Annotated in this window: 18 protein-coding genes; 11 read left to right on the forward strand and 7 right to left on the reverse strand. The window is 59.8% G+C overall.

Features of this window, described 5'->3' with window-relative positions:
- Positions 1-43: 43 nt before the first annotated feature.
- From dtd to QWU43_RS02970, 3 genes are read right to left on the reverse strand one after another with little or no spacing between them, the layout of a single operon-like run.
- Positions 44-484: a D-aminoacyl-tRNA deacylase gene (gene dtd, locus QWU43_RS02960; RefSeq protein ID WP_370914027.1), complete on the reverse strand. Its 441-nt coding sequence runs from the start codon at positions 482-484 to the stop codon at positions 44-46.
- 23 nt (positions 485-507) lie between these two features.
- Complete coding sequence (locus QWU43_RS02965) at positions 508-2,112, reverse strand: methyltransferase (RefSeq protein WP_370917078.1); 1,605 nt, start codon at positions 2,110-2,112, stop codon at positions 508-510.
- Positions 2,113-2,156: 44 nt separating this feature from the next.
- The gene (locus QWU43_RS02970) at positions 2,157-2,708 is read right to left on the reverse strand and encodes a DUF3099 domain-containing protein (protein WP_370917079.1); all 552 of its coding nucleotides are present in this window, start codon (positions 2,706-2,708) and stop codon (positions 2,157-2,159) included.
- 70 nt (positions 2,709-2,778) lie between these two features.
- Between QWU43_RS02970 and QWU43_RS02975 the strand changes: the two genes are divergently transcribed.
- The 3 genes from QWU43_RS02975 (at position 2,779) to QWU43_RS02985 (ending at position 6,165) form a co-directional block, all read left to right on the forward strand.
- Positions 2,779-3,018 (forward strand): DUF3039 domain-containing protein, encoded by a 240-nt coding sequence (locus QWU43_RS02975; protein ID WP_370917080.1) that lies wholly within the window; start codon positions 2,779-2,781, stop codon positions 3,016-3,018.
- A 47-nt stretch (positions 3,019-3,065) separates the two neighbouring features.
- Positions 3,066-4,718, forward strand: coding sequence for a DEAD/DEAH box helicase (locus QWU43_RS02980; protein ID WP_370917201.1), 1,653 nt, complete (start codon positions 3,066-3,068; stop codon positions 4,716-4,718).
- Between the two features lie 100 nt (positions 4,719-4,818).
- Positions 4,819-6,165: a DUF418 domain-containing protein gene (locus tag QWU43_RS02985; protein ID WP_370914030.1), complete on the forward strand. Its 1,347-nt coding sequence runs from the start codon at positions 4,819-4,821 to the stop codon at positions 6,163-6,165.
- Between the two features lie 110 nt (positions 6,166-6,275).
- On the opposite strand, the gene QWU43_RS02990 is transcribed toward QWU43_RS02985, so the two are convergent.
- Both QWU43_RS02990 and ppgK read right to left on the reverse strand, forming a co-directional pair.
- On the reverse strand, positions 6,276-7,898 hold the full coding sequence (locus QWU43_RS02990; RefSeq protein ID WP_370917202.1) for an RNA polymerase sigma factor: 1,623 nt from the start codon (positions 7,896-7,898) through the stop codon (positions 6,276-6,278).
- 443 nt (positions 7,899-8,341) lie between these two features.
- Positions 8,342-9,097: a polyphosphate--glucose phosphotransferase gene (gene ppgK / locus QWU43_RS02995; RefSeq protein WP_370914032.1), complete on the reverse strand. Its 756-nt coding sequence runs from the start codon at positions 9,095-9,097 to the stop codon at positions 8,342-8,344.
- Positions 9,098-9,172: 75 nt separating this feature from the next.
- Between ppgK and QWU43_RS03000 the strand changes: the two genes are divergently transcribed.
- Positions 9,173-10,057, forward strand: a complete 885-nt coding sequence (locus QWU43_RS03000; protein ID WP_370917081.1) for an inositol monophosphatase family protein — start codon at positions 9,173-9,175, stop codon at positions 10,055-10,057.
- Between the two features lie 202 nt (positions 10,058-10,259).
- Positions 10,260-10,553: a DUF4193 domain-containing protein gene (locus QWU43_RS03005; protein WP_370914034.1), complete on the forward strand. Its 294-nt coding sequence runs from the start codon at positions 10,260-10,262 to the stop codon at positions 10,551-10,553.
- A 94-nt stretch (positions 10,554-10,647) separates the two neighbouring features.
- Here the strand turns inward: QWU43_RS03005 and QWU43_RS03010 are convergent, their stop codons facing one another.
- Positions 10,648-11,148, reverse strand: coding sequence for a DUF3093 domain-containing protein (locus tag QWU43_RS03010; RefSeq protein ID WP_370914035.1), 501 nt, complete (start codon positions 11,146-11,148; stop codon positions 10,648-10,650).
- 124 nt (positions 11,149-11,272) lie between these two features.
- Between QWU43_RS03010 and dut the strand changes: the two genes are divergently transcribed.
- From dut to dxs, 5 genes are all read left to right on the forward strand, one after another.
- Complete coding sequence (gene dut / locus QWU43_RS03015; protein WP_370917203.1) at positions 11,273-11,704, forward strand: dUTP diphosphatase; 432 nt, start codon at positions 11,273-11,275, stop codon at positions 11,702-11,704.
- A gap of 214 nt (positions 11,705-11,918) precedes the next feature.
- Positions 11,919-12,869, forward strand: a complete 951-nt coding sequence (locus QWU43_RS03020) for a DUF3710 domain-containing protein (protein ID WP_370917082.1) — start codon at positions 11,919-11,921, stop codon at positions 12,867-12,869.
- A gap of 29 nt (positions 12,870-12,898) precedes the next feature.
- Positions 12,899-13,594, forward strand: coding sequence for a DUF3159 domain-containing protein (locus QWU43_RS03025; RefSeq protein WP_370914037.1), 696 nt, complete (start codon positions 12,899-12,901; stop codon positions 13,592-13,594).
- 53 nt (positions 13,595-13,647) lie between these two features.
- Complete coding sequence (locus tag QWU43_RS03030; RefSeq protein WP_370914038.1) at positions 13,648-14,976, forward strand: class I SAM-dependent RNA methyltransferase; 1,329 nt, start codon at positions 13,648-13,650, stop codon at positions 14,974-14,976.
- Between the two features lie 337 nt (positions 14,977-15,313).
- Positions 15,314-17,266 (forward strand): 1-deoxy-D-xylulose-5-phosphate synthase, encoded by a 1,953-nt coding sequence (gene dxs / locus QWU43_RS03035; RefSeq protein ID WP_370917083.1) that lies wholly within the window; start codon positions 15,314-15,316, stop codon positions 17,264-17,266.
- A gap of 43 nt (positions 17,267-17,309) precedes the next feature.
- On the opposite strand, the gene QWU43_RS03040 is transcribed toward dxs, so the two are convergent.
- Complete coding sequence (locus QWU43_RS03040) at positions 17,310-18,515, reverse strand: HRDC domain-containing protein (protein ID WP_370914040.1); 1,206 nt, start codon at positions 18,513-18,515, stop codon at positions 17,310-17,312.
- 456 nt (positions 18,516-18,971) lie between these two features.
- Between QWU43_RS03040 and QWU43_RS03045 the strand changes: the two genes are divergently transcribed.
- Positions 18,972-19,976 carry a siderophore ABC transporter substrate-binding protein gene (locus QWU43_RS03045; protein ID WP_370917084.1) on the forward strand — a complete coding sequence of 335 codons (1,005 nt, stop codon included), beginning with the start codon at positions 18,972-18,974 and terminating at the stop codon, positions 19,974-19,976.
- Positions 19,977-19,982: the final 6 nt, after the last annotated feature.

Below are 19,982 nucleotides of genomic sequence, written 5' to 3' on the forward strand. Positions count from 1 at the left end.
TACGTGGTTACGTCCGCGCTGGTGGAGTCCCCAGTATTAGGGGTCAGCAGTCAACCAGAACCGTGAAGGGTCCCTCGTTCACGGAGGAAACCCGCATCATCGCCCCGAATCTTCCCTCCGCAACCGGGATTCCGCGGGCACGAAGGCCTTCTGCGATGGCGTTGATGATCGGTTCCGCTTCGTCACTGGGAGCAGCGTCCGACCAGCTCGGGCGTCGACCTTTGACGGTCTTTCCCTGCAGAGTGAACTGGCTCACGATGAGAACAGGTGCCCCAACGGATTCCACGGATTCTTCCCCGGGGAGGATCCGGAGCTCAGCTATCTTCCGGATCATCGTTTCTGTCCGTGAGGCATCGGCGCCGTCACCGCGGGCAACCCCAACGAGTGCCAGGACTCCGCACGTCTCCGGGCAGTTGATTTCACCGACAAGTTCTTCGTCGACGGTGACGCTGGCGTGGGAAACACGGGTCAGAACCGCTTTCACGGTGTCCTCCTTCAATCGTGGGATCAGGATGAGCGGGTGCCTGTGGTGATGGTGATGTCCGCGGGCAACACAATACCGTGACGAATGAGGTCGACCACTGCCCTCGTTGCCTCCCGCAGCACCTCCCCAGATTCGAGTCCGTGGGCGGCACAGTAGAGTTCGACGGTCTCACGGAGAGTGAGTCCCTGCGGATGAAGTCCTGCCAGGATCGCGTACAGGGGGCGATCAATTTCATGGGAGAAGCGGGGGCCGTCAGTTCGACTGATCCGGAGAATCGCTGGCGCGAACCCCTGGCCGGAGTCCTCGTCAGCCACTCGGACATCCTCCACTGCCACTCCCGTCCGTATCAGGAACTGTGTGTCCGCGACGTCATCGGAACTCTTCCCGCGCAGCCACGCGGTCCGGGAGAAGTACTCCATCACCTCCTCGCCGAGACCGGTGGTCTCGTAGGCACCGAAATCTTCGGCAGCGACCTCGGAAGGACAGTCGTCGCCGATGTGTTGGAGGGCTATGAAGCCGAAGCCGATGCCGGTAACATCGTTCTCCGCGAAGTGATCCAGCCATTCCACGGTCCGGTGCCCGCCCTCCGTTCCACCGGGATCCACGGAACCGTCACGTAGCCAGGTTCCGACATACAGCTCAGGATCAGCGATATCCCGCTGCAAGATCCAGGCCGAGACCCCAGTGTCAGGGATCCAGCCCGCAACCCGATGCCTCCAGTCGGTGTCCGTCGTGTGGATCCATGATGCGAGAACATGTGCAGTTCCGCCGAGGTTCAGATGCTCCACGGCGTGCGAGACAACGAGTTCACTCGCTGAATCCAGGTCTAACCCCGAATCCCGATAGACATGACTACTGCTCGGGCTGATCACGAACGGCGGATTGGCGATAATCCGGTCGAATCGCTGCCCCTCGACCGGTTCATACCAGGATCCCCGACGAAGCTCCACCTCGGCTACTCCGTCCCCAGTCCGGGACTCTACACGGCTCGCTCTCCGACCTTCCCTGGTAACTGGAACCCCGGTTCCGGCTAGGGTGGCCTCAGCGAAGTCCAGTGCACGATTGTTGATGTCGGTTCCCATCACATGATCCGCACATCTGAGCTGTCCTAGAATCTGGACACCGCAACCGGTGCCAAGGTCCAAGACACTGCGGACGGGTGTTGTCGGTGTCGCCTGGAGCAGTGAGAGAGAAGCTGCCCCTAAACCGGGAACGTGATTCGGTTTCGGAGTCCCGGCAGAGAGAGAAGGATCCAGATCGGAGAACACCCACTGATCCTCGGCACCGATAAAACGGGGACGCACATCGACGGCGATCCGTACGGTCTCCGAATCACTGTCGGACTCCAGAACTCCCGCGGCGTCGAGAAGCCCGACGACCCGTGTGCCGAGCAGCGCTGAAAGCTCCCGCAATCCGGTGGGGGAGCGGAGCAGGAAAAACCGGATGAGTTCCGATCTCCCGGGATCCCCCGCACATTCAGAAGCTCGTTGGACTGCCGCGGTTTCCCCCCGGTACAACGCTGACAGTGCGGCGGGCCCCAGATGATCAGCGATACCGCTCTCGGTGAAACCATGCTCACCGAAGACTCTCACGAGATGGGGGACGACTGCGGACAGTGATTCGGGCACGTGGGAACTCCTCGGATAATGGCACGGATGATACCTCGGGACAGTTAATCATGCTCGATGATGGCGTTGCCGTCATTGGCTCCGTTATCCGGACCCTGATCCGGAGACTCTCCCAGTTCACGCTGTCTCTGCACGGCCAGCATCTGTTGCGCGTGATACTCGCGCGCCACACCGGGCTTGTACACCTGCCGAGTCCGTGGGTCCCGCGGTTCACCGGCTCCGTTACCGATGACCACAGCGATCCACGGTAACGGTACCGAGATGAGGAAAAGGATCGCGGAGAGCCAGGTGTTCTCCCACCAGATCCACGTCACTGCACTGGCCAGGAGAAACGGTATCCGTGACCCCTGTAGGATCGCGTACTTCCGGCGCCGTTCATTGAGGTTGTCCAGCGGCGTCTGCCTGGCACTCGTGATTAGTTCGACATTCTTGCGCGAAGAAAACAATCTGCGTAGACCGCGCCGCCAACCGACAACCGGATCCGGTGTGACCACGGTCCCGTCGGCATTCCGTCCAGCTCGGTCACCTTCAGAGGGGATGGAAGCGTGATCACCGGAATCGAACTCGATCCCATCCTCGTTCCGCCGCTGCATCATGGGCCCCACGATAACCCTGTTGTGAACCCTGTTGTGCCCGAACTCCCGTGATTGGGGCATGATGGGTGCCGTGAACACCACGACGAAAACCATTGAACGCCCCGATGTGAGGGAAGATACGACAACGTCCGATGACACACCGAGGTTTTTCCACTATGTGAAAAAGAACAAGATCGTCGAGTCGGCTGTTTCTGGCCGCATGGTGGTGGCATTGTGCGGCGAGACTTTCCCCGTGACCAAGCAGGCGAAACCCGGATCGCCGGTATGCCCCGACTGCGAACGTGTCTACCGGTCCCTGCGCAAGAAGTGAGCAGCGGCAGATTACGCGCCTGGCAGCGCGCGGCACTGGACAAGTACATGGCCGCACAACCGAAGGATTTCCTCGCTGTCGCCACCCCCGGTGCCGGGAAGACGACCTTCGCGCTCCGGCTCGCCACCGAACTCGTCGGAAACCGGACTGTGGACAGGGTCATCGTCGTCGTACCGACCGAGCACCTCAAGGTGCAGTGGTCGCAGGCGGCTGCCAGAGTAGGGCTCTCCCTTGACCCGCACTTCACCAACACCGCCGGTGTGGTTAACCCTGAATACCACGGTATCGTGGTCACCTACGCCCAAGTGGCGATGCACCCGTACAAGCACCGAGCCGTCGCGACCGCCCACCGGTCACTGGTGATCCTCGATGAAATCCACCACGGTGGTGACGCGAAGAGCTGGGGTGATGGTATCCGCGAGGCTTACGACGACGCGGAACGGCGTCTCGCACTCACCGGTACACCGTTCCGCTCCGATGACGCAGCGATCCCGTTTGTCCGGTACACCGATGACGGGGAGGGCTACCTCAAATCACGCGCCGACCACACCTATGGCTATTCGGACGCGCTCGCCGACGGCGTCGTGCGTCCTGTCGTGTTCCTCGCCTACTCCGGGGAGGCTCGCTGGCGGACCTCTGCGGGGGAGGAGTTCGCAGCCCGGCTCGGCGAGCCCCTGAACGCTGAGCAGACCGCCCGCGCCTGGAAGACCGCCCTCGATCCGCGAGGTGATTGGATTCCCGCGGTGTTGCGTGGCGCCCACACTAGGCTGATGCAGTTGCGTGAGCGGATGCCGGATGCCGGTGGCCTGGTCATCGCGACGGACAAGACCACTGCACGTGCCTACGCGAAGATCCTCGGGACAATGTCCTCCACACCCGTGACGGTCGTGCTTTCCGACGAGATCGGGGCGTCTCAACGCATCGAAGAGTTCTCCAACTCGACGGATGAGTGGATGGTTGCCGTCCGAATGGTTTCTGAGGGCGTCGACGTTCCCCGTCTTGCGGTCGGTGTCTACGCTACCTCCGCCTCGACCCCACTGTTTTTTGCCCAGGCCATCGGACGGTTCGTACGTTCCCGCATGCCGGGGGAGACCGCCTCTGTGTTCCTCCCCTCGGTTCCTGTTCTTCTGGACCTCGCTGCCCGGTTAGAGACTCAGCGTGACCACGTCCTCGGTAAACCGGATCGGGTGAAGGAAGGGTGGGACGACGAGCTGCTCGCTGAGGCGAACAAGGAGAAGAACGAACCGGACGACACGAAATCATATGAATCCATCGGCGCCGAGGCAGAACTCGATTCTCTGATCTACGACGGCTCAACCTATGGCACCGGTACTCTCGCAGGTTCCGCCGAGGAAGCCGATTACCTGGGGTTGCCGGGACTTCTCGATGCTGAACAAATGAGGCAGCTCCTCAAGCAACGGCAGGCGGAGCAGATTGAAGCACGTGCGGAAACACAGCGGAGGGAGCAGACAGCTCCAAACACGACCGAACGCCCGCGCCGGGAACCGGATACAGCCTCGAATGAAATACCTCAGCTCCGAAAGGAGTTGAACACCCTTGTCTCGATCACCTCGGGACGGACCGGACGTCCGCACGGAGCGATCCACAACGAGGTACGGCAGAACTGCGGCGGTCCACCGACGGCCCTGTGCACAGCCGAGCAACTCCGGGACCGGATTGCCTACCTCCGTAACTGGTAGTCCTCTCATCGGAGCATTGTGTATCTGGTCACGTTGTCGTCCTAGCGTGAGGTATGCCGACACCAGTAGAGATCATCAATAAGTATCAATAAGGAGGATTGTGAGTAGCAAAGTGGGAAACGGGAAAACGGCGAGTACCGGGCATCATTCGAAACACAGGACTGGTGCGTCCACCGTTCCCACCCGAGCACGGATGGTCAGTCCAGACATTGCTCGCGGGCTCATGCTTCTCGGGATCGCTATCGCCAACATCACAGGAGTGTGGCTCAGTCCGGCGGGGGAATCCCCCGGGGTGTCCGCTGCGGCCGGGGGAATCACCGATGGGCATCTCGCTGACCGGCTCGCGGTTCTTTTCGGGGCATTGTTCATCCATGTTCGAGGTATCGCCATGTTCTCCACGCTCCTCGGCTATGGAGTCGGTCTCCTGGCACTGAGTCTGTGGCGTAGGAAATACCCACTCAAAGCTGCGCGTGGGGTTCTCGTACGCCGGTATGGGCTGCTCGCACTTTTCGGTGTCGTACACATGATTTTTCTCTTCTACGGCGACATCATGACCTTTTACGGCCTGACCGGAGTGATTCTTGCCTTGCTGATCCCACTCCGTGATCGAACTTTGCTGATCATCGCGGGTGTACTCCAGGTACTCGCTCTGTTGGTCATGATTCCGATGATCTTGTTCAACTCAACGTTGATGATGCACGGAACAGGCGACCTCGATACGCACACCTACGGTGGGCTCGTGCTGCTCGGTGGACTTGTGCTCGTCGGATCACTGTTCACCTTCCCCGTTGAGTTCATAATTGTTGCTCCCGTGATCATTCTTGGTTTCGTCGCTGCACGCAAAGGCATACTGACCGACCCGGAGACGCATCTCCGCGCGTTATGGACAGCGGTTGGTGTTGCTGTCACGGTGATCATGCTCGTTGGTCTTCCCTGGGGTCTCTCGATGGCGGGATGGGCACCAGAATCCTGGGCGCCACGGTTGGAGGCAGTGAACGCGGTCGTCGGGATGCTCACAGGCCCGGGCCTTGTCGCCGCGATCGTTTTGGTGAGCCGCCCTCTGCAGCATAAGGTCGATGCGGCACGTGTTGCAGGTGGTGAACACCGTTTCAATGTTTGCATCCGTGCGCTACTCGCCCTGGGACGACGTTCGATGACTGGATATGTACTCCAGTCCTTGCTCTGTGTGGTGTTCCTGGCACCCCTGGGATTTCAGCTCGCAGTCCGGGGGAGCGCACTCACCGGCACCCTCGCGGGCTGCGCAGTCTGGTTCTTCACCGTTCTGATTGCCGTGCTCCTGGATATTCGAGGTCTACCCGGGCCTCTGGAATGGGCGCATCGACGCCTCGCATACGGCAAGGACGGCCTTTCGGATACCTGGGAACCCGCAATAATGGGTGACACCGAGATGGGGAAAACCGATATATCACCGGAGGGGACCTCGTAGTACCCACTCAAAGCCCTGATTGCTGAGCGAGCGAAAAAAGAAGACCGTATCGGTGACGATCATGTGATCACCGATACGGTCTTCTCCGCATTCCCGTGGGGGAGCCCGAATCAGTCGAGGTAGTCGCGGAGCACCTGCGAACGAGACGGATGCCGGAGCTTCGACATCGTCTTGGACTCGATCTGGCGGATACGCTCGCGCGTAACTCCGTAAACTTGGCCGATCTCGTCGAGCGTGCGCGGCATGCCGTCGGTCAGCCCGAACCGCAGTTTGACGACACCGGCTTCGCGTTCGGACAGTGTCTGCAGGACATCCTGGAGCTGATCTTGGAGGAGGGTGAAGCTCACCGCGTCAACTGCCACGACCGCCTCGGAATCCTCAATGAAGTCACCAAGCTGGCTGTCGCCCTCGTCGCCGATCGTCTGATCGAGGGAGATGGGCTCACGGGCGTACTGCTGGATCTCGAGGACCTTGTCCTCCGAGATATCCATCTCCTTGGCGAGCTCCTCCGGTGTGGGTTCGCGGCCCAGATCCTGGAGTAGCTCGCGTTGGATACGGCCGAGCTTGTTGATGACCTCGACCATGTGGACCGGGATGCGGATGGTTCGGGCCTGGTCTGCCATCGCGCGGGTGATGGCCTGTCGGATCCACCAGGTGGCGTACGTGGAGAACTTGTAGCCCTTGGTGTAATCGAACTTTTCCACCGCACGAATTAGACCCAGATTGCCCTCCTGGATGAGGTCGAGGAAGGCCATCCCCCGTCCGGTGTAACGCTTCGCCAGGCTGACGACGAGGCGGAGGTTGGCCTCCAGCAGATGGTTCTTAGCTTTACGCCCGTCTCGTGCGATTGCACGGAGGTCACGCTTGACAGCGGGGGTAAGCTTCGCGTCCTTGTCGCCGGCCGCAAATGCCTCCTGCATCTGCTCGATCCGGTAGGTGGCGTACAGCCCCGCCTCGATTCTTTTTGCGAGCGAAACCTCCTGTTCGGCGTTCAGTAGGGCGACCTTGCCGATCTGCTTGAGGTAGGCACGCACGGAATCCGCGGACGCGGTCAGCTCAGCATCCTTACGGGCCTGTCTGAGTGCAGCGGACTCATCCTCATCCCAGACGGAGGATCCATCATCCTCATCCTCCGATTCGGTGACTTCATCCGTTTCGGTATCTTCGTTGTCCTCATCGGCGGGTAGGTCAGCCGCGGCGAAGTCATCATCGTCCGTTGGCACTTCGACAATGAAGACATCCTCGGTATCGTCCTGCGGTATGTCTCCCGGCGCCTCGACCTTCTTGGTTGTCTTGGTGGTGGTCTTCTTCCTTGTGGTTTTCTTCGCTGCTGTCTTCCGCGCAGGAGCTTTACGGGTGCTCTTTTTCGTGGCTTTCGCTGAGGCTTTCTTCGGCGCGGAAATTTCCGCCTCTTCATCCGCCGTTGCAGGGGCCGATGCTGACTCAGCGGAACGGTTCGTCGGTGCCGCAGCTTTGCGGGGTGACGCCTTTCGTGCGGTCTTCTTCACCGTCTTCTTCGCGGGTGTGGCGGCTTCATCCGTTTGTTTCTCGTCCTGAGTTCCGGTCGTGGTGGTGACGGAACTCGTCGTGGTGCGGGCCGTCCGAGGGGCCGCTTTGCGGGCCGTAGCCTTGCGGGCCGTCTTCTTGGCCGTTTTCTTGGCTGTCTTGCGTGCTGCGGTCGTGCCCCCGGGGGTGTCCGAGGAGGAGAGTTCAGTGTCCTCCGGTCGGGCCAGGTCTGAAGAATCGGTGGCTGCCACGTGCGCCCTTTCGCCTTGAGATCATGTTCTGTGTCCGGTGTCGGACGATCGTGCCGACATAGTGGCCCCGACGAGGAAAATCGTAGCGGAGACCTATTTCGGTCACGGAGAGCCTTCCATGGGGCCTTCCACACCGGTCACATGGGTGAATCAGATACGTTCACTGTGACGCCGTCCGATGGGCCGGGCTGTGGTTCCATCGGTACTGGACCGGTCTCCTGCCGGTCACCCGGAGGGAGAAGACAGTCACGGGACGGTCACAGTGAGCCGTAATTAATTCACGGTCAACTCGCCAGTATAGAGCAACACCGAAGGGTTTGTTTGCGGCGGTACACCCGTGTTACCGGTTCCCGACGTTTGGGGGCTCTCCCACCACGGTTCAACGGGGACCTGGAGGGGAATCCGACGTCGCCAACCGGCTACGGTGTCAGTCCCCTGTCCACTGCCATCGCTGCACCCACGATTCCGGCACGATTTCGGAGTTCGGCGGGGACCACGCGGGTGGAACACTCGAGTTTGGGGATCCATTTGTGGGCCTTCCGTGAGATGCCTCCCCCGATGATGAAAAGTGACGGCCAGAAGAGTCGCTCGAATTCCCGTAGAACCGGCGAAACCCGCTCCCGAGCCCATTCCCCGTAACGGAGATCTTCCCGTTCCTTGACCGCCGACGAAGCGAGGTGCTCTGCCTCTGTACCCTCGAGGAACAGGTGGCCGAGTTCGGTGTTCGGGAAGAGATTCCCGTCCATGAGGAAGGCACTCCCGATGCCCGTACCAAAGGTAAGCAGAATCACTGATCCGGTCCGTGCCTCCGGGTGTCCGAACGCGACTTCGGCCAACCCGGCAGCGTCGGCGTCGTTCAGAACACTCACCATCCGCTGGCCGAGAGTTCGGTGAAAGACGTCCTTCACATCTGTGTCGATCCAGGACGGGTCAATGTTCGCTGCGGTCAACGCCCGTTGGCTCCTGATTACGGAGGGAAGGGTGACCCCCACAGGACCGTCCCAGTTCGAGAGCTGGACGACTTCGGCCACTGTCGCGGCCACAGCCGCGGGCGTCGCCGGTCGGGGAGTCGGGATCTTGATTCGCTCGTCGATGAACTCTCCGGTGTCCAGGTTCACTCGTGCCCCCTTGATGCCTGAACCGCCGACGTCAATTCCAAAACCGATATTCGTCATGCAGCCATTGTACAAACGCCCCCATCCAGGTCCCGGTTCGTGGTTACGGTACATGCGACCGGCACAATGGGGGGCATGGAAACCCCGAAGAACATCGTTCGTGGCAGAGAAACCCCAGCCAGTTTTTCAGACACCGGACCGGAGTCTCTCCGGGACATCGCTGTCGTATGGGCGCGTAGGGCGCAAGAACTCATCGGGGCTGAGGTTCGTCGGCTGGGTGATCCCAAGTTGAACGTGAAGATGAAGTCATCCCCGGTCGACCCCGTGACCGTCGTGGACACTGCGGTGGAACGGCTACTCACCTCACTCATCGAGAAGGAACGCCCGGGGGATGGAATCGTCGGTGAGGAAGGCGCGGACAGGGCATCTTCCACCGGTGTCCGTTGGGTCATCGATCCGATCGATGGAACGGTAAACTTCCTCTACGGAATCCCGATGTTCGCGGTATCGATTGCCGCGGTGGTGGAAGACGAACCGGTTGCTGGAGTGGTGCTTAACGTCGCCACCGGTGAACTGTTCTCCGGTGCCCGAGGGGCGGGGGCGCATCTCACCGGACCTGATGGTGTGACTCGAGAACTGCAGTGCAGTACCGTTGCTGCCACTGGTCAGGCGCTCGTCGCCACGGGTTTCTCCTATGATTCAGCGTTCCGGCAGCGCCAGGCGGAGCTGCTCAGATGCATCCTGCCAGAGGTGCGGGACATCCGTCGGATGGGTAGTGCGGCACTGGATCTCTGTCAGGTTGCAGCCGGGCGGGTTGACGCCTACTACGAGCATGCGCTCAATGGTTGGGATTACGCTGCGGGAATGATCATCGCGGAGGAAGCTGGTGTGCGGGTAGTGGCGCCGCCGATTGATTCCAGGTCTACTGATCGCGAACTCATATGGGCGGCGGGGGTTGCGCTCGCAGAGGAGTTCCGTAGTTTGCTGGAGCGAGGTGCCCGGGTATCCCGATTGCAGTAGTGAACCGGCCTGTTCCGCATCTCAATCAGCGTCGTCTCGAGACAGAGCTGTCACCTGCAGAAACCCTCTTGGCGATAGCTGAATATGACAAGGACCGTTTTAAGGCTTAATATGCGCGTCGACGTGAAATACGCTGGCGGGCCAGATCCCGCTGACTAAACTGCCCCGCCCGATCCCATTGTGAGAAAAAGGAGCCGACATCATGGCTACCGATTACGACGCCCCGAGGCTGCGCCCGGATGAAGATCTGGAGACGGATTCGCTTGAGGGGTTGAAATCCTCAGAGAGTGCACAGACCGTACTTGACGATGACGGAGAGATTGTCGAGCCCTTTGAGCTGCCGGCTATGGATCTCTCGGGGGAAGAACTCAACATCCAGGTTGTTCCCCGGCGTGCGGATGAGTTCACCTGCAGTAGCTGTTTCCTGGTGCAGCGCCAGAAGCGACTGTCCCACGTGGAAGATAATGGTGACGAGATCTGTCTCGACTGCGCCTAACCGGGAGGACTGTTTCATATCGGAGAATGGGGCCTGGAAGCAGCCAGCGCTTTTCAGGTCCCATTTGTACGAACCTTGATCCTGGTGGATCGGATCATTGCGCTCCTGAAATCTGGTCGGGGAGAAAAGCTTTGATCAGCGCCTCGGGATCTTTTGAACCGATCAACCAGTAGGGGGTCGGATCCTCCGGATCGTTGAGAACGAACATCGCCATCTCGGGAACCCACCCGTGCGAGATAACGAAGGCTGCGGGATCGAGTTGTCGGCCCATCGCATTACGTTTCGCGGAGGCGGGGACCGCCAATGTCCTGGAGACGGCATCATCGGGAAGGCGCGCATCTCCGGCGCGTAGCCAGCGTGTTCCTTCAGGGTCTTCCTCTACGGAGATGACGGTTCCGGACAGTGACAGGAGAACCCACACCGCTGTTCCTGTAAGCAAGAATCCCGGAGCGTACAACCAGATCTCCGACCGGTTGTGTGCTAACTGCCCGGTGAGCAGTGCAGCTATGAGCGCACCAAAAATCCACCACGACCATGGCACCCACTGCCGTTCGTGGTAGATGATCCTGGTGGTGTTCGATCCGGATTCACTCACAGGTGATTATTCTACTGCACCCCGGGCCGTGTACCGGATCGGCGTGGAGACTGTGGAGGATGCTGTCCTGTTGCGTAGTGTGAACAGTGTGACTGACGCGACTGAATCCTCAAAGAGTACTCCGGTGATCCGTTTCCTCAAGCTTGATACTGCCGCGGTATCTCCCCGCAGAGCGCACAGGGGTGATGCGGGAGTTGACCTTGCGGCTCTGACACGGTGCGTGATTGAACCTGGTGAGCGGGTTCTGGTCGGTACCGGCATAGCAATCGCGCTTCCCCTTGGCTATGTGGGTCTCATACACCCACGGAGTGGTCTCGCATTGCGCAGTGGTCTCTCCATCGTCAACACGCCGGGGACCATTGATGCGGACTATCGGGGAGAGATCAAGGTGTGTCTGATTAATCTCGATCCCCGTGAACCTGTTGTCATCGAGCCCGGAGACCGTATCGCGCAGCTTCTCATCCAGCGGGTCGAACTCTGTGACTTCGAGGAAACCGATGCCTTGGATGAGACCGTTCGTGGTGCATCGGGGTACGGTTCCACCGGTGTGAATTAGAGCGGACGCAGGTCCAGATCAACGTCCGGTGAGTTGGACGGCGGCATAATGGACTACATGCTCCCGCTGTGGGGCATTCGGGTCTGAACCTGCCCGGAAAACTGGCCATTAATCGGCATTAATAAGAATGACAGACTATTACGACCCGCAACCTATTCAGCGTGCTACCGGTACCTGATGGCGGATGACACGGAAAAGGACACTGAAACAGCAGATGGCGCTATTCGGATTTGGCAGAAAGAAGGAACAGGATGCATCCCTCGGAGAGGGGTCGCGTGACGAGTCGCAGACGGTCGTTGAGTCAGCGGATACCGTGGTCGGGGGACATCCGGATGTCCCGTTGGATGTTGATGCTCCGGACCCCGCGCATGACGCGGTCAACGGGGAGGTTGGCCCATTCGATGGTGGAGCCGTGGATATTAGGGACTTCGACTTCTCAGATTTTGCGGACGGGGCACTCAACCTAGGTTCTCTCGTCGTACCACTCCCACGCGGATCCGAGGTTCAGGTGGAAATGGGGGATAACGGCCCCCGCATGCTGCACATCATCACGGTTCATGGGCGTATTACCCCAGTGGCGTTCGCTGCACCCCGTTCCGCTGGTCAGTGGCGTGAGTCGACCCGGGAGATAGCGGAGGGAATGCGAAATGACGGCCTCGAGGTACGCATCGAGCAGGGGCCGTGGGGTCGCGAGGTCGTTGGTGCGGCAGGTGAGGCGGTCATCAGGATCATCGGGGTTGATGGTCCCCGGTGGATGCTCCGGATGACACTCGCGGCACCTGCAGGATCCGCGGACGAGTTGGCGCAGCTCGGCCGTGAAGTCACAGCACGTACGTTCGTCCATCGCGGCGACGGTCCGCTCCCTGCCGGGCAGTCGTTACCGGTAGCCCTACCTGAAGCCCTCGCGAAACAGGTCACACAGGCGATGCAGGAGCGCCTGAAAAAGGCTCAGGAGACCGGAAAGATGGACACCCGGGATCTCCGTGCACGTCCTGCGACCCCGGAGGACACTGTTGCAGCGTCAAAACAGGGGATACAGGAATCGGAGGCACAGGAACAGTCCGATAGAGGAACCAGTGACCCCATGAACCCGAATTCGGTGACTGGTGATTCTCTCTCTCCCGAAGCATCAGCGATGCACCAGATCCGGAAGACGGACGGCTAGTGGGCCCCGTGGACTCCGGATATCGCCGCATGGTTGATAGCGATGAGGTGCCCGCCCCGACGCTGCTCGAACAGATGGGCGGGCTCGGTGGCCTCGTGTCCTCGACTCTTCCCATCCTGGTGCTCATTCCGATCAACAACAGATTCGGGTTGATGTGGGCACTGCTCGCATCACTGTCCGTGGCCTTGGTGGTTTTTTCCTGGCGCTTGGCACGGAAGGAGAATCTGCAGCCCGCGATCTCGGGGCTGGTCGGGGTCGCCATAGGCGCGGCGTTCGCCCTTTTCACCGGGGACGCCAAGGCGTATTTTCTCTACGGGATCTGGATGTCGCTGCTTTTCGCGGTGGTTTTCCTCGGTTCCGTAGTCGTGCGTTGGCCCATGGTCGGTGTCACGTGGCGTGGCCTCAATGGTCACGACATGTCGTGGCGGAACGTTCCGGGGGCCCGTCGGGCGTACACCTGGGCGACAGTAGCCTGGGCAGCGGTATTCCTCGCGAGATTCATCGTGCAGCGTCATCTCTACGATGCGGATGCCACGAATGCTCTCGCTGTTGCCCGGATCGCAATGGGTTGGCCACTCACCGGTGTGGCCGCATTGCTCACGGTGTGGGCCGTTCGGCGCGCTTCTGCGGCGATTGAAGCGGCTTATCCTGCGGAGGAAAGCACCGGGAGAGGCTTGCCGCAGGATGACTCGGAAGTGAATCACCTGACCGACCCCCGCATCTGACACTTTTACTTTTCAATTTTCCGCTCTACCCATTTGAATCGATTGGATCCGCCTTGAGTGAAACCACAACCACCGACAGTTCCGACACCGACGAGCAGAATGCCGTCGGTGTCGGGGACCGCGTCACCGTGACCGTCGATCGTCCCGCACACGGGGGAGAAGGCATTGCGCAACTTCCCGACGGACGTGTGGTTTTCGTCCGAGGTGGCCTTCCAGGAGATGTCGTCCGGGCCGAGATCACCAAGGTGAAGAAACGTTTCACTACGGCGCGGATCATCGACGTCGTGCAGTCATCGCCGTATCGTGTGGCTCAGCGCTGTCCAGCGGCAGCGAGAGGCGCAGGCTGTTGTGACTATGGACATGTCGACCCGGGCGTCGAAGACCAGCTCAAGAAAGAGGTGCTGCTTGATCAGCTCCGGAGAATCGGACGTCTTGAGACAGCGGAGATCCCGGAAATTGAAACCATCCCCCTCGAGCCCGCATCAGGTTGGCGTACCCGGTTCCGGCTCGGTGTTGACGCCACAGGACATGCAGGAACCCGTATCGCGGGCAGTCACGATTTGCTCTCCATTCCGTGTATGCAGGCTCTCCCGGGCATGCTGGACGGAATCGTCGGTGCAGGTTCCGCCCGTTTCACCCCAGGTGCTGAACTCATCGTCGCCGTGGACTCCGCCGGTGACCGGCATGTGGTTGAATCCAGTCGCCCTGCCAGGGGACGTAGAATCGAATTGGTTCGACGGACGCTGGAAGGCAGTGGTGTTTGTACCGAGAAAGTCGGCGGACACACCTACCACCTCCCAGCGACAGCGTTCTGGCAGGCACACATCAAGGCGCCGGAGGTATTCACCTCAGTGGTCCGAGCATGGCTTTCCACGGCACTGGAAGAGGCCGGAGAAGTAACGGAAACAACTCCAGACACGCTCGTCGGTTGGGATCTCTACGGCGGAGCGGGTCTTTTTGCGCCCGCTCTGCTGGATGCGCTGAAATCCTCCCACGGAGCGATTCGGGCGTCGGTCTTCTCCGTGGAGCAGTCGGGTATGGCCGCCGAATGTGGACGGGATGCACTGACGGAGCTGCCCGTTACCTTCAGGACGGGACAGGTTGCGGCGGAGGTACCGCAGTTACCGGCACCTCACGTGGTGGTCCTTGATCCACCGCGTACTGGAGCAGGTGTAGAAACCGTGATGGCTGTTGCGCGGGCGCACCCGGCGGCGGTCGTTCACATCGGGTGCGATCCAGCCACGTTCGCGCGGGATATCGCCTCTTGGAATATCGGCGGTTACACATTGGCTCGGCTTGCGGTAGCCGGAGCGTTTCCGGGAACCCACCATCTCGAGGCGTTCGGTCTGCTTTTACCGAGCCGTGACAACGAAGCTCGCTAGGAAGAGACCATCTTCGGGAAGAGTCTTGCACGCTCCCTGGGTTCTCGTGTCTGCTGGCAGCCAGAATCCGCCACGGGGTAAGATCGACGGAACAACCGTACCCGGTTGTCCCGTGGCGTCTCGACAGCAACGGTTCGTACAATGTCCTCCCGGGCAGCCGCTGTTTCAGCCCCTGGCGGCACTATCGTCATCACGGATTACCGTGATCCGGTGGAGAACGAACCGTGGACGAGTGCGCCGACCACCAGGTCGTCCCCAGCCGGACGGCGTGTCCGATCAGGGTCTCGGCCACCCACCGACAGGACCCGACGAAAGAAAAGGTGTCTGACTCACGCCAATGGAGATCCTCAACCGTATCCACACACCCGCTGACCTCCGGGCCCTCGGCGATCTCGAGCTGAAGGGACTCACGGAGGAGATCCGCGACTTCCTTGTGGAGAAGGTCTCCGCAACCGGGGGACATCTTGGTCCCAACCTCGGTGTCATCGAGCTGACGATCGCGCTGCACCGAGTTTTCGACTCACCACATGATCCACTCATATTCGACACCAGCCACCAGTCCTACGTTCACAAGATTCTCACAGGACGTGCCGACCGGTTCGATTCGCTCCGCCAGAAGGCCGGTCTCTCGGGGTACACCAGCCGTAGTGAAAGTGAGCATGATTGGACGGAATCGTCCCACGCGTCGGCGTCGCTGAGCTACGCCGATGGATTGGCGAAGGCCTTCGAGATTACCGGTCAGACCGACCGCACGGTTGTCGCCGTGGTCGGAGACGGCGCGCTTACGGGTGGTATGTGTTGGGAGGCACTGAACAACATCGCGGCAGGGCGCGATCGGCGGGTTGTGATCGTTGTCAATGACAACGGCCGAAGTTACTCCCCAACCATCGGTGGTCTCGCGGAGAATCTCGCGTCTCTGCGTATGCAGCCTTTCTACGACCGTTTTATGGAGCAGGGGAAGTCCACCCTGAACTCGATGGGGTGGATTGGGCGACGTACCTTCGAAGCCCTTAGGGCGGTGAAAGAAGGTGTCAGGCATTCGATGATTCCCAGTGAGATGTTCCCTGAACTGGGAATGAAGTACATCGGCCCGGTTGATGGGCACAACCTGGAGAGTCTCGAGAACGCTTTCCGATATGCGCGGGAACATCAGGGACCGATCATCGTGCACTGTGTCACCGAAAAGGGGCGTGGGTATGCACCAGCGGAGAATAACGTTGCTGATTTGATGCACTCGACAGGTATCATTGATCCTCTCACCGGAGAAGCGGTTGGTGTTTCGGCTCCTGGTTGGACTGGTCTGTTCTCGGCTGAACTTGTTGAGCTTGGTTCTGAGCGTGATGACATCGTCGCAATCACCGCTGCAATGGCGGGCCCCACGGGACTCGCGCAATTCGGGGCTGCATATCCGGACAGGTTCTTTGACGTCGGTATCGCTGAGCAACACGCGCTCACCTCTGCCGCAGGACTCGCTCTCGGAGGCCTGCACCCGGTCGTCGCGGTGTACTCGACGTTCCTCAACCGTGCTTTTGATCAACTTCTCATGGATGTGGCACTACTCAGGTTGCCGGTTACTCTGGTTCTGGACCGTGCGGGAGTCACCGGCTCTGATGGCGCGAGTCATAACGGTGTCTGGGATTTGGTTGTTACGGGTATCATCCCGGGAATCCGGGTGGCTGCTCCCCGCGACGGCCTGCGTTTGACTGAGCTACTGCGTGAAGCCACGGAGATTGATGACGGACCGAGTGTTGTACGTTTTCCGAAAGGCTCGTTGCCCGATGAGCTTCCGCCCGTATTCAGCCTCGGCGACGGAGTGGATGTTCTCGTCTACTCGGACTGCAGCCATCAGGAAGAGGACGCTGGCGAGGAAACGGACACGGTGCCGTCGGTTCTTCTCGTTTCCGTCGGGTGCATGGCGCATACTGCTGTGGCAGTGGCGGATAAACTGAGGGAACGGGGTGTCGATATGACCGTGATTGACCCCAAGTGGGTTATCCCGGTTGCCCCCTCCATTCCGGGGCTGGCTGCCGACCACGATCTCGTGGTAACTCTCGAAGACGGGGTCGTCCATGGTGGTATCGGGTCCCTTATTGCAGAGGCGCTCAACGCCTGTGAGATCGATACCCCACTACGGCAGATGGCCGTACCGGAGCGATTTTTGGATCATGCGTCGCGGGCCGAGATATTCGAGGAACTAGGCCTGGATGTTGACGGGGTCACCGAGCAAATCGATATCTGGCTCAGGACCATCGGATCTGATGATTCCCTGCTGGATCCGGACGACAACTAGCCGGGGAGATTGTTTCTCGTCCCCTGGGAACATAGGAGAGGTGTCAAAGAAGCTCCTGGGCGAGTACCGGGACGCTGAGTTCCATCTGCCATGGGCGGGCCTGCATCCTCTCCAGATGGTCGATCAGCTCGCCGACCGATCGAATCCGCCTGGTTTCCACAGCGTGCCACACCACAGAGCGAAGTGTGGCGGGAGCGAGGATATTTTCTACCGGAACCTCAACCTGCCCGGAAATTTCCGTGAGAGACTCCCTCGCACGGGTGAGAGACGCTTTGACCTTGGGATAGGAAGCGAAAGCAGATCTACCGGGGACATGCTGCGCATTGTGGGCGGGAAGCGTCGGCCATGATGACTGAGGGCTGTTGCGTGCGTTATTGATGACTGACATCCATCGTGATCGAGTACGTTCGTCCCTCCTCGGGAAACCACTGATGGTGGTGAGCTCGCGGGGTGAATCGGGTAATCGTCGCGCAATTTCTATCATCGTCCTCGTTTTTAGGATTCTATGTACTGCGCAGTCCCGCTGGCGTGCTATTCGGTCCCGTTCCAGCCATAGTGCACGTGCTACGGCGCGCTGCTCCGGCCGGTTCAGGCCATTGATGCCTTTGGCTTGTGCCCACGTTGTAGACCCTGAATCTGTATCGCGCCTGTGTGTTCGCAGGATATGGTGAAATTCCTGTACTGCCCAGTCGAGTTTTCCCTTGTTGTCGAGGATCTCGGTCATGGCCTCTGCGAGTTCGTTGAGCAGCTCGACGTCCAACGCAGCATAGTCCAGCCAGTCGGCGGGAAGCGGGCGTGTCGACCAGTCCTCCTGTCCATGCCCTTTGGATAGTGTGTAACCGAGGACGTCCTCGACCATGGCGGCCAGGTTGACCCGTTCCATCCCGGCGATCCGGCCTGCTAGTTCGGTATCGAAGAGATCGGCCGGGTACAAACCCAGCTTGCTGAGACATGGGAGATCACTGGGAGCGGCATGGATGATCCAGACCGCGGAATTCAGGACCGGGGCTAATGCCGCACGCAGCTCCCTACGCATGCCTTCAGGGTCCAGGAGGATGGTCCCGGTGTCGCGGCGACGGAGCTGGATCAGGAATGCTCGCTCGTCGTATCGGTAGCCCGATGCACGTTCAGTATCTACGGCGATAGGACCTCGGCCTGCGGCAAGCAGCTCAGCCGCGCCATTGAATCCCGGGGCGTGGTCGATGAGCCCTGGTGTTCCTTCGGTCGGTGATGTGAGGGGTACTGCCATAAGGGCCAAGTGTAATGCGGTCCCTGCTGTTCATGGCTGCCACAGGCTGATGCTGGCCTAATGTTTTCGGTGTTTTCTAGTTTATTTAGGCTGGGTTTAGGAATATGGACAACTGGGGGTGAAGGTTTCAGATTGCGGATTTGGTTATGGTTTTCATAGGGGAGCCTGCGCTATCCTGGCACGGTCGTTCGCAAATGGGAGGATGCTCGACCGATAGATAGTCATAGATAGTGCTAGATAGTGCTAGATAGTGCTAGATAGTGCTAGATAGTGCTAGATAGTGCTAGATAGTGCTAGATAGTGCAGTACGTGTGCTGTCGGCTGGGGCGTCTCATTTGTTGTGCGGCTGGAAAGCGGGTGCCGTCCCACGGTGAGTGCCTCCGGGGAAACCAGTTCAGTCATATGGCTTGGTGCGGGCGGTCCCGACACCTCAAGATCTGAAGGATAAGGAAGAATATGACTATCAGGACCCGTGTCACTGCTGTTGCCGTCGCCGCAGCTCTCACACTTGTCGGCTGCTCATCTGCGGCCGATGACACTGATCGGGAGGCCACTGCCGGATCCAGTGGGGTGAGTTCGACGGCTGCGGCATCGGGAGATGACAAAGCTACGGCCAATTACCCGGTGACTGTGAAGCACCGACAAGGTGAGACTGAGATCGCCGCCGAGCCAAAGAAGATCGTTGTCATGAACTATTCCGGCGTCGACTACCTGGACACTCTCGGTTACGGTGACCGCATCGTCGGGGTTGCCTCCGGTGGCGCGAACCCGGAAATTCTTGACGGTTACGAGGACAAGCAGAACGTCGGTTCCTTCCGCGAACCGGACTATGAGGCGATCGCATCTCTCGAACCTGACCTAATCGTCATCGGTGGCCGGACCGCGAAGACCTATGACCAGATGTCCGAGATCGCACCGACGATCGACATCACTGTTGAATATGATGATTACCTCAAGTCGAACGCGGAATCCGCCGAGATGATCGGTACCGTTTTTGGTGTCGGTAAAGAAGCAGAGAAGAAGGCCGACGAATTAGAGAAGAAGGCCGACGAGTACAAGAAGGAGATCTCCGCTGGTGGGCCCACCGCACTCGTCATTATGACCAGTGGCGGTGAACTGTCGACCTACTCCGAAAAATCTCGTTTCGGTACGATCTTCGATCTCGGTTACACTCCTGCGGCAAAGGTTGAAGAGGCTGGACCCCACGGCGATCCCATCAGCTTCGAGTTCGTGGCGGACGCTGACCCCGACTACCTGTTTGTCGTCGATCGGGATGCAGCGATCGGACGCGATGGTAGTACCGCAGAAGCAACCCTCGACAATGAGCTGATCAATAACACGAAGGCCGCGAAGAACGGCAACATCGTCTACCTTGACTCCTCGGACTGGTACCTCGTCATCGGCGGGCTGAACACCATGTCGAAGATGATCGATGCCGCCGGATCTGCGTACAAGGGCTGACCTGTC

It is taken from the genome of Corynebacterium sp. CCM 9204, assembly GCF_041357695.1.
Taxonomy (GTDB): Bacteria; Actinomycetota; Actinomycetes; order Mycobacteriales; family Mycobacteriaceae; genus Corynebacterium.

What these genes read in the sequence shown, in the direction of transcription:
- QWU43_RS03020 (WP_370917082.1), top strand. Translation starts at nt 11,919, where the DNA reads ATGGCGCTATTCGGATTTGGCAGAAAGAAGGAACAGGATGCATCCCTC.
- QWU43_RS03025 (WP_370914037.1), top strand. Translation starts at nt 12,899, where the DNA reads ATGGTTGATAGCGATGAGGTGCCCGCCCCGACGCTGCTCGAACAGATG.
- QWU43_RS02970 (WP_370917079.1), bottom strand. Translation starts at nt 2,708, where the DNA reads ATGATGCAGCGGCGGAACGAGGATGGGATCGAGTTCGATTCCGGTGAT.
- dxs (WP_370917083.1), top strand. Translation starts at nt 15,314, where the DNA reads ATGGAGATCCTCAACCGTATCCACACACCCGCTGACCTCCGGGCCCTC.
- QWU43_RS03040 (WP_370914040.1), bottom strand. Translation starts at nt 18,515, where the DNA reads ATGGCAGTACCCCTCACATCACCGACCGAAGGAACACCAGGGCTCATC.
- QWU43_RS03000 (WP_370917081.1), top strand. Translation starts at nt 9,173, where the DNA reads ATGGAAACCCCGAAGAACATCGTTCGTGGCAGAGAAACCCCAGCCAGT.
- QWU43_RS03045 (WP_370917084.1), top strand. Translation starts at nt 18,972, where the DNA reads ATGACTATCAGGACCCGTGTCACTGCTGTTGCCGTCGCCGCAGCTCTC.
- ppgK (WP_370914032.1), bottom strand. Translation starts at nt 9,097, where the DNA reads ATGACGAATATCGGTTTTGGAATTGACGTCGGCGGTTCAGGCATCAAG.
- QWU43_RS02980 (WP_370917201.1), top strand. Translation starts at nt 3,066, where the DNA reads ATGGCCGCACAACCGAAGGATTTCCTCGCTGTCGCCACCCCCGGTGCC.
- QWU43_RS03005 (WP_370914034.1), top strand. Translation starts at nt 10,260, where the DNA reads ATGGCTACCGATTACGACGCCCCGAGGCTGCGCCCGGATGAAGATCTG.